Annotated in this window: 8 protein-coding genes; 5 read left to right on the top strand and 3 right to left on the bottom strand. The window is 75.0% G+C overall.

The window, feature by feature from the left end; genetic code table 11:
- Positions 1-58 precede the first annotated feature (58 nt).
- Positions 59-505 carry a sortase-dependent protein gene (locus ACFU7Z_RS30455; protein ID WP_380781031.1) on the bottom strand — a complete coding sequence of 149 codons (447 nt, stop codon included), beginning with the start codon at positions 503-505 and terminating at the stop codon, positions 59-61.
- Positions 506-835: 330 nt separating this feature from the next.
- A complete protein-coding gene (locus tag ACFU7Z_RS30450) occupies positions 836-1645 on the bottom strand; it encodes a hypothetical protein (protein WP_380781029.1) in 810 nt (269 codons plus the stop codon).
- 215 nt (positions 1646-1860) lie between these two features.
- On the opposite strand from ACFU7Z_RS30450, the gene ACFU7Z_RS30445 reads away from it, so the two are divergent.
- The 3 genes from ACFU7Z_RS30445 (at position 1861) to ACFU7Z_RS30435 (ending at position 4337) form a co-directional block, all read left to right on the top strand.
- Positions 1861-3147 carry an MFS transporter gene (locus ACFU7Z_RS30445; RefSeq protein WP_380781027.1) on the top strand — a complete coding sequence of 429 codons (1287 nt, stop codon included), beginning with the start codon at positions 1861-1863 and terminating at the stop codon, positions 3145-3147.
- 168 nt (positions 3148-3315) lie between these two features.
- Positions 3316-3549 carry a hypothetical protein gene (locus ACFU7Z_RS30440; RefSeq protein WP_049661653.1) on the top strand — a complete coding sequence of 78 codons (234 nt, stop codon included), beginning with the start codon at positions 3316-3318 and terminating at the stop codon, positions 3547-3549.
- Positions 3550-3788: 239 nt separating this feature from the next.
- On the top strand, positions 3789-4337 hold the full coding sequence (locus tag ACFU7Z_RS30435; RefSeq protein ID WP_380781025.1) for a methylated-DNA--[protein]-cysteine S-methyltransferase: 549 nt from the start codon (positions 3789-3791) through the stop codon (positions 4335-4337).
- Positions 4338-4349: 12 nt separating this feature from the next.
- Here the strand turns inward: ACFU7Z_RS30435 and ACFU7Z_RS30430 are convergent, their stop codons facing one another.
- On the bottom strand, positions 4350-5423 hold the full coding sequence (locus ACFU7Z_RS30430) for an ATP-grasp domain-containing protein (RefSeq protein WP_049657134.1): 1074 nt from the start codon (positions 5421-5423) through the stop codon (positions 4350-4352).
- 329 nt (positions 5424-5752) lie between these two features.
- Between ACFU7Z_RS30430 and ACFU7Z_RS30425 the strand changes: the two genes are divergently transcribed.
- Together ACFU7Z_RS30425 and ACFU7Z_RS30420 are read left to right on the top strand one after the other, a co-directional pair.
- Positions 5753-7171 (top strand): family 2B encapsulin nanocompartment shell protein, encoded by a 1419-nt coding sequence (locus tag ACFU7Z_RS30425; protein ID WP_074001715.1) that lies wholly within the window; start codon positions 5753-5755, stop codon positions 7169-7171.
- Between the two features lie 271 nt (positions 7172-7442).
- Entirely contained in the window at positions 7443-8492 is a 1050-nt protein-coding gene (locus ACFU7Z_RS30420; RefSeq protein ID WP_049657139.1) for a family 2 encapsulin nanocompartment cargo protein polyprenyl transferase, read from the top strand.
- Positions 8493-8569: the final 77 nt, after the last annotated feature.

Here is an 8569-nt window from a genome sequence, read left to right as displayed (position 1 = left end):
CCGACTGGCCGGGTACGGGGAAGCGGCGCCGGGGTGCCCGGCGGACTCGGGACCGGTGTCAGCCGCGCGCACCGGAGCGGCGGCGCAGGAGGGCGAAGCCCAGGCCCGCGGCGCCGACGGCCGCGACGGTGCCGCCACCGGCGAGCATCAGGCCGGAACCGTCGGAGGCGGTGGAGCCGTCACCGGCCTGCGCGGCGCCCTTGGGCACCTCGCGGACCTGCGGCTGGGCGCCGCCGGGGGCGGCCGGGGCCGGGGCGGCGCCCTTCGGGGCGGCCACGGCCGGCGAGGCCTCGGCCTTCGGGGCGGCGGAGGGCGCGGCGGGTGCGGGCGGGGCGGTCCGCACCGCGGCGTCGCCGGCCGGGGCGGCGGAGGGCGCGGCCGGCTTCGGTGCGCCGTCGGCCCAGGCCTGCCCGCCGGTGACGGTGGCCAGCAGCGCGGCGCCGGTCAGGGCGCAGGCGGCCAGGACGCGGCGGGTGGGGGAGTGGTGGGTACGGCTCCTGCTCATACGGGGTGTCTCCATCGTGCGTCGGTCGGTGGGTGGTGGCCGCCGGTCCGCGGTGCGGTCCGCGGTGCGGTTTCGCGGGCCCCGGCGGGCCGGTGTCGTGGGACGTCCGTCGTCGGCGCCGGACGCGTACGTCCTCGTCGTGGACACCCTCCGGCCGCTTCACCCGGTTCGACGGGTTCGGCCGGTGGCGTCGGGGATGACGCTAGGAGGGCCGTGTCGCGGTCCTCGGCCGGTCGTGTCACGGCCGCCCATCGGCTGCGTAACGGCGCGGACGGGGCCGCCGGAAAGCCCGACGCTGCGGCCACCCCCGCCCTGCCCTACCGCCCCGCCCTACCGCCCCGATCGCAGGCGGCGGAGCGTCCAGCCCGGGCCGAGCGGCCGGGTGTGGGCGGTGAAGAGTTCGGCGGCGCGGCGGTAGGAGAGACGGGCGTGGCCGGTGTACGGGCAGCGGTCGCGGTCGGGGGTGCCGGCGGGGGCGCGGCGGTCGGTGAGGAAGAGCGGGCCGGTGGCGCGGCCGGCGACCAGGAGGGGGAGCAGCCGGGCGGTGCCGGACTGCCAGTGCACCGGGGTGCCGGGCGGGCGGGTGCGGCGGCGGGGCGGGTCGAGGTGGTCGGTGTCCAGGGCGAGGACGGTCTCGATCGCGGCGCCGGACTCGTGCAGCAGGTGCCAGAGCGCCTGCTCGCGCAGCGGCGCGCGGAGGGCGAACAGGGCGCGCAGTTCCTCGGGGCTCAACGGGCCGGTGGCCGTGGCGGGTTCGGGCAGTGGGCGGGGGAGCAGGCCGGTGGTCGGGTCGCCGTCGAGCCAGCCGCGGGCCCGCCACCAGGCCACGGCCGCGCGCAGGGTGGAGAGCTCCCGGTTGAGGGTGCGCGGGTCGGTGTCGGCGCCGCGCCGGGCGGCTGCGGCGCGGAGCCGCTCGGCGGCGTCGGGGTGGTCGAGCAGGGCGAGCGGCAGGACGGGCGGCCGGGCCCGTCGCCGTTCGGGGCCGGTGGGGGCGGGCCGGTCGGCGAGTGCCCAGGCCCAGGTGTCCAGTGCGATCCGGTAGATCCGCCGGGAGCCGTCGGCGAGCCCGGAGGCGGCCAGGTAGCGCTCGACGGCGACGGCGTATTCGACCGGTGGGAGTGCTGTCGCGGTTCCTGTCACGATCGCCTTCTTCCGAAATCCAAGTGCCGCAGTAAATCACTGTTCCGGGACATCTGAACCGTAGTCGCTGGGCGCAGTAAACGGCAGGTGGAGAGCCATGGAGGTGTGAATTTACTGCGGTAGATCGAATCCTCATAGAATTGATTCCCAAAGGCTCAACTTTTTTCCCGCAATCCCTTGAATCCACCCTCCGTCGACGCGCAGACTTTCTGCACATGGCAGTGCAGACCGAACGGATCCCGGCCCGCCGAAGGCGCCTGGGAGACCGGATCGCCGTGTTCGGCGAGCGCGAGTTCACGTGGTTCTTCCTGGGGTACACGACCTCCCTGATCGGCTCCTCGATGGCGCCGGTCGCGGTCGCCTTCGCGGTGCTCGACGGCGGTGGTGGTGGAAGCGGCAACGGCGGGGGCGGCACCGCCCTGGGGTGGGTGATGGCGGCCCGGATCCTCCCCGTGGTGCTGGTGCTGCTGGCCGGCGGGGCGATCGCGGACCGGCTCGGCAGCCGCCGGGTGATGCTGGGCTCGGACCTGTTGCGCGGCGTGGTCCAGGCGCTGTTCGCCGGGCTGCTGGCGGCCGGGCGCGCCCCGGTCTGGGCGATGGTCGCGCTGGTGGCGCTCTGGGGGGTCGGCGAGGGGCTGTTCATGCCGGCCTTCGGCGCGATCGTGCCCGACCTGGTGCGCCGTACGGGACTGGTGGCGGACGCCAACGCCCTGCTGGGGCTGGCCCGTTCGGTGTCCACCGTGGTCGGCCCCGCCACCGCCGGCCTGGTCACCGCCGCCTGGGGCCCGGCGGCGGTGCTGCTGGCCGACGCGGTGACGTACGGTGTCGGCGCCTTCGCGCTGGCCAGGCTGCGGCTGCCGGTGCGGGCGGCGGCCGGCGAGGGGTCGATGGTCCGGGACCTGCGGGCCGGCTGGTCGGAGTTCGCCTCCCGCCCGTGGCTGTGGGTCACCACCGTGCAGATGGGCCTGTTCAACCTGCTGGTCTGGGCCCCCTTCCTGGTGCTCGGCCCGCTGCTCGCGCAGCGGGACCTCGGCGGTGCCCGCGCCTGGGGCCTGGTGATGGGGGTCTACGGCGTCGGCGCGGTGCTGGGCGGCCTGCTGGTGCTCGGCCGGTCGCCGGCCCGCCCGCTCGCGGTGGCGTCCCTGGCGGCGCTGGCCTGGGCGCTGCCCTCCGCGGCGCTCGCGGCCGGGGCGGGGCTGCCCTGGGTGGCCGCCGGCGCACTGGTGGCCGGGGTCGGCTCGGCGGTCTGCGGGACGCTCTACGGCACCACCACCCAGAAGTGGGTGCCGGTGGAACTGCTCGGCCGGGTGACGGCCTTCGGCGTGCTGGGCTCCTTCGCCCTCGGCCCGCTCGGGCTGGCGGCGGCCGGTCCGCTGGCGGGCCGGTTCGGCGCGGACACCGTGCTGCTGATCGGAGCGGTCTGGCAACTGGCGGCCGGGGCCGTAGTGTTGGCCGTACCGGCGGTACGTGACCGTCGCTGGGAGGAGGGCCCGGACAGCTGACCAACCCCTCGGACGGCTCCGGGGCGCACCCCCGGCCCACCGCGCACCGCGCCCGGCCGGCCCCGGAGCGCAACCGGCTGCCCCACCCGCGCACGTACGCCTCCGCGGCGGGCGGGGCGGCCGACCCGGTCGTACGGTGGAGGACGGGGGTGACGGAGGAGGTCGATCATGCCCGGCTCGCTCACCATCAGCCATCACGGGTCCGCGGTCACCCTGGACCACGCGGACGCGGAGCGGCTCGCCACCGTACTGGCGGACCTGGCGTACCTGCTGGAGATCCCGGGGCCGAACCGGATCAACGACGAACAGCTCGCCGTGCTGTGCGAGGGCCGCGCCCCGGACCGCGCCGAGCTGGTGCACTGGTGCGCGTCGAACGCGCGCGGACTGAAGGGGCAGTTCTGACCGGAGCCGCCCGGGCCCGGGCTGCGGACCGTCCGCACCCGGGCCGGCCGCCGGAGCCCTCGGCCCGTTCGCCGGAGCCCGTTGTCCGCCCGCCCGAGCCCGCTGTCGGCCCGCCCGAGCCCGTGGATCGCGCGCCGTGGCCTGTCGGCCGCCCGCCGTACGATGGCGCGCGGGGCGGGGACGCCCCCCGGACGCCGGGGTGGCCGGCGGCCGGTCCGGCGGAGGGTGGGGGCCCGAACGTGCCGCAGTCCTGGTCGATGTCCTGGCTGACCGTGCCCACGCCGCTGCCCAGCGGGCCGATGCACATCGCGGTGACCCCGCTCGGTGTGGTGTCGGCCGGCTACCGGGGGCCGCGCGAGGGCGAGGCGCCGCCGTGCACCGACGAGTCGAAGATCGCCGCCGTCACCGAGCGGATCGGCGCCTACCTGGCGGGCCGCACCCGCGACCTGGGCCTGCCGATCGACTGGAGCCTGAGCTCCGGCCCGCACCGCGCGGTGCTGCAGGCGCTCTGGCGCGAGGTGCCGTACGGCCGGACCATCACCTACGGCGAACTGGCCGCCCGCAGCGGGGTGTTCGAGGACGTGACGGAGCCCGGCCTGGCCGCCCGCACGGTCGGGCAGATGATGGCCGCCAACCCCGTCCCCCTGCTGCTGCCCTGCCACCGGGTGGTGGCGGCGGACGGGATCGGCGGCTTCGGCGGCGGCCGGGTCGGGATCGAGGTGAAGCGCTGGCTGCTCACCCTGGAGGGCGTGCTGGAGCCGACCCTCGACTGGAACGGCCCGCTCTAGGGGCTCGGCCGTTCACCGGTGCAGCGCCCGGACCAGTGACACCCGTCCCGGCGCCCGGCGCTGCAGCACCGGCCGGATGCCGGACACCAGCGTGTACTCGATGCCGCGCACGTCCGGTTCCGCCCCCGGGTACTCCGGCCGCTCCCCGAGCGCCAGCCGCACCGCGTCCCACGGCAGGTTGAGGCCGCACAGCCGCAGCTGGTGGAGCCCGGCGGCGGGGCGGGTGTTGACGTCGATGACCACCGGCCGGCCGTCGAAGCGGCGGAACTGCACGTTGGACAGGTACGCCATGCCGGTCGCCCGGACCAGCCGCCGGACCGGGTCCAGGTAGCACTCCTCGGTGGTGAAGCCGCGGCGGCGGCCCTCCTTGGTGCGTCCGACCGCGGTGAGCGGGCCGCCGTCCCGGTCGGCGAGGCAGTCCACCGAGACCTCCGGTCCGTCCAGGTACGGCATCACCAGCAGGTCCACCGGCTCGCCGTCCGGGCCGCCCTCGGCCAGTGCCGCGGCCACCTGATCGACCTGCACCCGGTGGTCCCAGCCGGTCAGCCGCCGCGCTCCGTACGGTTCCCGGGTGAGCACCCGGAAGCCGGCGCCGCCCGCACCGGCGGTGGGCTTGAGGCAGGCGGTGTGCCCGGCGCCCTCGATCCGCTCGACGGCGTCCCACAGCTCGCCGGGGGTGCGCACCCGCCACCAGGGCGGGGTGGGCAGGCCGGCCCCGGCGATCACCGCGTAGCCGTCGGCCTTGCTGGTGAAGGCCGCTATCGCGGTGGCCGGCGGGCAGAGCAGCGCGGTGCCGATCGCCTCGAACTCCGGCCGGGCGAGGGCGATGGCGAGCTGGTGCAGCTGCGGGACGAAGACGTCGACGGCGTGCCGGGCGCAGTAGTCCAGCGCGTAGCCGACGTAGCCGTCCGCCGGCAGGTCGGCCGGCTCGGCGCTGCCGTGGTCGGCGGCGGCGAGCACGGGGGAGTCCGGGTCGCCGTGGGTCGCGTGGACCACCACCGGGCGCGGGGCGGCGCGCAGTTGTTCGATGAAGAAGACGTTCTCGGCGTAGGTGCGGTTCAGCCAGACACGTACGGGTGCACTCATGTGACCCTCTCGGGAAGAGAGTTGACGAAGGGTCAGGGCACCCTAGCGGCCTGTTCGAACGGTCCGGACGGCGGGGGCGCCGCCTGTGGATCGTGGCGCGGGGTGGCGCGGTTCGGGGCGCGGATGGGGGAGGATGGGGCGCCGCGCTCCGAGTTGTTCGAATGGACGGTCGAACAGATATCGATCGGGTGATCTATTCGTACTATTTGTTTAGGCATTCCGAACCACTCGAACGAGTGATTGCGGGGCACCCTCGACAGGGCCCACCATGAAGCTGCAACACGCATGTGCAAGGCGACACTTCATCGGGATATGCGAAGGGCTCCCCCATGTCGACCGAAACCAATGCCGGAATTCCCGCGCCCAGTGCGCAGTCGGAGATCCGGCAGCAGCAGAGTCTGAGCACGGCCGGCGCGCGGAACCTCGCGACGACCACCAAGTCCGCGCCCCAGATGCAGGGCATCAGCCCGCGCTGGCTGCTCAGGAAGCTGCCCTGGGTGCAGGTGTCCGGCGGCACCTACCGGGTGAACCGCCGCCTGCGCCACTCGGTCGGCCGCGGCCGGGTGGGTTTCGTCAAGACCGGTGCCGAGGTGCGGATCGTCGCGCCCACGCTGGCCGAGGTGCCGGTGCTGCGCGGATTCCAGGACGAGGCCGTGCTGGAGGAGCTGGCCTCGCGCTTCGTGCAGCGGGAGTTCGCCCCGGGCGACGTGCTGGTCCAGGCCGGCGCCCCGATCACCGAGGTGTTCCTGATCGCGCACGGCAAGCTCGACCGGCTGGGCACCGGCAAGTACGGCGAGGAGACGGTCGTCGGCACCCTCGCCGACGGCGACCACCTCGGCGACGAGGCGGTCCGGCAGGACGGCGGCGCCTGGCCGTACACCGTCCGCGCTGCGACGGCCGGCACCGTGATGACGCTGTCCTGGCCCGCCTTCCAGGAGCTGCACGACCGCTCCGAGGCGCTCCAGCTCCAGATCATCGAATACCTGAACGGCTTCCAGCAGGCGCAGAACAAGCACGGCGAGGCCGCGATCGACCTCTCCGCCGGCCACCAGGGCGAGTACGAGCTGCCCGGCGCCTTCGTGGACTACGAGCTCAAGCCGCGCGAGTACGAGCTCAGCGTCGCGCAGACCATCCTCAAGGTGCACAGCCGGGTCGCCGACCTCTACAACCAGCCGATGAACCAGACCGAGCACCAGCTGCGGCTGACCATCGAGGCCCTGCGCGAGCGCCAGGAGCACGAGCTCGTCAACAACCCCGACTTCGGGCTGCTCGGCAACGCCGCGTACGACCAGCGCTTCCAGACCCACTCCGGCCCGCCCACCCCGGACGACATGGACGAGCTGCTCAGCCGCCGCCGCGGCACCAAGCTGTTCCTGGCCCACCCCAGGGCCATCGCCGCCTTCGGCCGGGAGCTCAACAAGCGCGGCCTCTACCCGGACACGGTCGAGGTCGACGGCAAGCAGATCCAGTCCTGGCGCGGCGTCCCGGTCTTCCCGTGCAACAAGATCCCGATCGTCGGGAGCACCAGCTCGATCCTCGCGATGCGAATCGGCGAGGACAACCAGGGCGTCATCGGCCTCCACCAGACCGGAATTCCGGACGAATACCAGCCGAGCCTTTCGGTGCGGTTCATGGGAATCGACGACAAGGCCATCATTTCCTACCTGGTGAGCGCCTACTACTCCGCCGCGATCCTGGTGCCGGACGCGGTCGGCGTCCTGGAGAACGTGGACATCGCGCAGTACTGACGGTTCGCGCGGCCGGTCGCGGCGCCGCGCCGCCGTGCCGTCCGTCGGGGCCGCCCATCCGGCCCCGGCGGACGGCGGCCCCGGCGCGTACGGACCCGGCCGGTACGACCCCGGCGCGTACCGACCCTGCCGGTACGACCCCGGTGCGTACCGACCCCGTCGGCACGGGCCCGGCCGGGGCGAGGCGCGACCGCGCCCGGCACCGCAGCGCAACTCCGGTCCGCCGTCGGCGGGCCGTCCCACGACAGGCGCCCGACAGGGGGAGAGACCCATGACGAGTCCCACGCTGGAGCGGGACCACAAAGAGGGGCACGAGGCGGCGGACATCCTCGCCCGGACCCGCGCCCTGGTCGACCCGGTCCTGCGGGCCGCCGTCGACTCGCTGCCCGGCACCATGCGCAAGGTGTCCGGCTACCACTTCGGCTGGTGGGAGGCGGACGGCACCCCCGCCGAGGCACCCGCCGGCAAGGCGATCCGGCCGGCCATGGTCCTCGCCGCCACCCAGGCCCTGGGCGGCAGGCCCAACGAGGCCGTCGCCGCGGCCGCCGCGGTGGAGCTGGTGCACAACTTCACCCTGCTCCACGACGACGTCATCGACCGGGACGACACCCGGCGCCACCGGCCCACCGCCTGGCGGGTGTTCGGCACCACCGAGGCCATCCTGGCCGGGGACGCCATGCACTCCCTCGCGCTGCGCCTGCTCGCCGAGGACACCCACCCGGCCGCCCAGGGCTCGATCCGCCGGCTCGCCGACTGCGTGGTCGAGCTCTGCGAGGGCCAGCAGATCGACTGCGCCTTCGAGCGGCGCGACGACGTCTCGCTGCCCGAGTGCCTCGCGATGGCGGAGGCCAAGACCGGCGCGCTGCTCGGCGCGGCCTGCTCGATGGGAGCCCTGTACGGGGGTGCCTCCGAGGAGGCGGCGCAGGCGCTGGACGGCTTCGGCCGGGAGATCGGCCTGGCCTTCCAGCTGATCGACGACCTGATCGGCATCTGGGGGGATCCGGCGGTCACCGGCAAGCCGGTCGGCGCGGACCTGGTCGCCCGGAAGAAGTCGCTGCCGGTGGTCGCGGCGCTGGGGTCCGGCACCGTGGACGGCAAGCGGCTGGCCGAGCTGTACGCGATCGAACGCCCGCTGAGCCCCGAGGAGTTGGCGCAGTGCGCGGCGGCCGTCGAGGCGGCCGGCGGGCGTGGCTGGGCGCAGGGCGAGTCCTGCGAGCGGATGGCCACGGCGATGGCGCAGCTGGCCGCCGCGGTCCCGGAGCCGGCCGCGGCCGACGAGCTGCTGGCGCTCGCCGAGCTGGTCACCCGCCGCACGCACTGAGCGGGCCGCCCGGGCCGGATGCGTCCCCGGGCCTTTCCCCGGTGTCTCCCCGGGAGTGGGAAGCCGGCCCGGCCGGC

Source organism: Kitasatospora sp. NPDC057518, from assembly GCF_042802075.1.
GTDB lineage: Bacteria > Actinomycetota > Actinomycetes > Streptomycetales > Streptomycetaceae > Kitasatospora.
Note: the sequence above shows the minus strand (reverse complement) of the source record. Positions and strands in the feature narration are given on the sequence as shown.

Bases quoted from the DNA above. Each gene is read 5' to 3' on its own strand.
- ACFU7Z_RS30455 (WP_380781031.1), bottom strand. From the start codon at position 505: ATGAGCAGGAGCCGTACCCACCACTCCCCCACCCGCCGCGTCCTGGCC.
- ACFU7Z_RS30445 (WP_380781027.1), top strand. From the start codon at position 1,861: ATGGCAGTGCAGACCGAACGGATCCCGGCCCGCCGAAGGCGCCTGGGA.
- ACFU7Z_RS30440 (WP_049661653.1), top strand. From the start codon at position 3,316: ATGCCCGGCTCGCTCACCATCAGCCATCACGGGTCCGCGGTCACCCTG.
- ACFU7Z_RS30425 (WP_074001715.1), top strand. From the start codon at position 5,753: ATGTCGACCGAAACCAATGCCGGAATTCCCGCGCCCAGTGCGCAGTCG.
- ACFU7Z_RS30420 (WP_049657139.1), top strand. From the start codon at position 7,443: ATGACGAGTCCCACGCTGGAGCGGGACCACAAAGAGGGGCACGAGGCG.
- ACFU7Z_RS30430 (WP_049657134.1), bottom strand. From the start codon at position 5,423: ATGAGTGCACCCGTACGTGTCTGGCTGAACCGCACCTACGCCGAGAAC.